General features: G+C 43.1%; 1 pseudogene. It reads right to left on the bottom strand.

From position 1 onward, the window contains the following. Window positions 1-380: pseudogene (locus tag QVP40_RS03500) on the bottom strand (DUF5067 domain-containing protein); the annotation flags it as partial. Window positions 381-471 lie beyond the last annotated feature (91 nt).

Genomic DNA, 471 nt, shown 5'->3' with positions numbered 1-471 from the left:
GTGACAGTGGCAGTTCCGTTGGCAAGGCTGAAATCTGTTTTTTTGATCTCATAGGTCATTTTCTGATTGACGCCCTGGAAAAATGCGTGGTAAGCTTCATTTGTAATATCTGCGTTGTCGAGAGCGGACATGTCATTGCTCTGAAGCAGGGATTTCATTCCCTCAAAATTCATAGTACGCACATGCTCCAGGAATGATTTGACTGTGGAGACAGGCTTCTGGCGTTCCATAAAGTAACAGCCTGCGCCTGCGGCAGCGGCAACCAGCAGGACTACAAGAAAAATGATCAGCCCTTTTTTCTTCTTTTTCTTTTTGATGGGAGAGATGTTTTCGGAAGCAGTAATCTGCTCCTGGCTGCTCTCCTGAGTTTGTTGATCCATAGTTCCTCCTTGTTTTTATAAATAGTCTTTTGACAGTATCTGTGTAAATGTTACATAATTTATTATACCAGAGCATACGGCTGGTTGACAA

The sequence above is a fragment of the Blautia sp. CAG:257 genome (assembly GCF_000433815.1).
Lineage (GTDB): Bacteria > Bacillota > Clostridia > Lachnospirales > Lachnospiraceae > Blautia_A > Blautia_A caecimuris.
Note: the sequence above shows the minus strand (reverse complement) of the source record. Positions and strands in the feature narration are given on the sequence as shown.